General features: G+C 51.5%; 2 protein-coding genes. Both read right to left on the reverse strand.

The features are described from left to right. Positions 1 to 45: 45 nt before the first annotated feature. Complete coding sequence (locus ACSZO1_RS22365) at positions 46 to 201, reverse strand: hypothetical protein (protein ID WP_437616575.1); 156 nt, start codon at positions 199 to 201, stop codon at positions 46 to 48. Positions 202 to 312: 111 nt separating this feature from the next. After that, a complete protein-coding gene (locus tag ACSZO1_RS22370) occupies positions 313 to 1092 on the reverse strand; it encodes a fibronectin type III domain-containing protein (protein ID WP_437616577.1) in 780 nt (259 codons plus the stop codon). Positions 1093 to 1326 lie beyond the last annotated feature (234 nt).

The following is a 1326-nucleotide window of genomic DNA, read 5'->3' on the forward strand; positions in this document are numbered from 1 at the left end:
ATTCAGGCAACCGTCTGTGGTGTTTGCAGAGCTAAGATTGGCGGCTTAGCGTTGCACTTCGGAGTTGAATCCGCCATCTGATACATTTTTTATTTTCATGATTCTGTCAGCCAGTCGTGTTTTGTCCTGCTCCAGCTCGGTTCTGGCTGGCTGAATGAGTAAACTGGCCACACTGGAATGATGAATAGCATCTGCTTTCATGATGTGTTCCCCGATAAAAATCCGCGACAGGGCAGAGAATAAAAATGGCATACCACAAAAAAGAAACAGGCGGTCATCGTTACTGACCGCCCGAAGATGATTACGCCGGCGTTATTTCACGACCTTCCATAACGACAGGGCGTCTTCCGGATTCCAGTCCTGAATAGAAGTATGTCTCTGGAGACACTGATATTTTTTGCCGTGATAAGTCACCACATCACCGCTCTCGTAAGCGATATCCGTTTCCCAGGCGGCAATGGCGGGAAGCAGAGTGGCGGGATCGGCCAGCGTAACTGCGCGCAGCGGTGCGCTAAGTTCTGACAAATCTCCGGCCACAGACTGTGCGACAACAGAGTAGATATAGGTGGTATTCGCCGACAGGCCACTGTCATGGAAAGAAAGCAAAGGTGAACTCTGCACCTTCAGGCCGTCACGATAAACCGTATACTGGCTGATCGCCACGTTGGTCACCGGCTGCCAGCTGATATCCAGCGTCGTCTGAGTCGTGGCGGACACACTCAGCCCGGCCGGAACCCGTGGTTTTTCCTGGCTCTGCTCAACAGGGATTTCAGCGCTAACATGATTGCTGGCTGGCGAGACATTCCCAGCCGCATCAACGGCAAACAGATAATAATCGTACTTCGTTCCCGGCTGTGCAGCGGTATCTTTCCAGTGGGGAATTTTCACACTGTCAATATTGACGCCATTGCGATAAATCCGGTAACTGACAACACCGACATTATCCTGTGCAGGCTGCCAGGTCAGGTTAATGGTTTTTTCCTTCACATCGACAGAGGCCTGCAGACTGCCAGGTGCCGTGGGGGGCGTTTTATCAGCAGCAGGTTTCGCACTGTCCGCTGCCGCCTTCAGGTCATTGAAATATTCAAGCAACGGGGCAAAGCTTCTTCCGGCAATCGTGCCGCCGGTTAAAGAGCTAAAGGAGAAACCACCATAATTATTCGATGCCTGCCATGCAGCGCGAACCCTGTATTCATACCGGCTATTCGCGTAAGCATCACTATGGAAGGTGCGATTTAATCATTCAAAGTTCTGGGCGGATTCAAGTTCGAAGTGCAACGCTAAGCCGCCTGTCTTAACTCTGCAAAGACCACTGAAGGCTGCCGG

This window comes from Erwinia sp. V71, assembly GCF_965644245.1.
Taxonomy (GTDB): Bacteria; Pseudomonadota; Gammaproteobacteria; order Enterobacterales; family Enterobacteriaceae; genus Erwinia.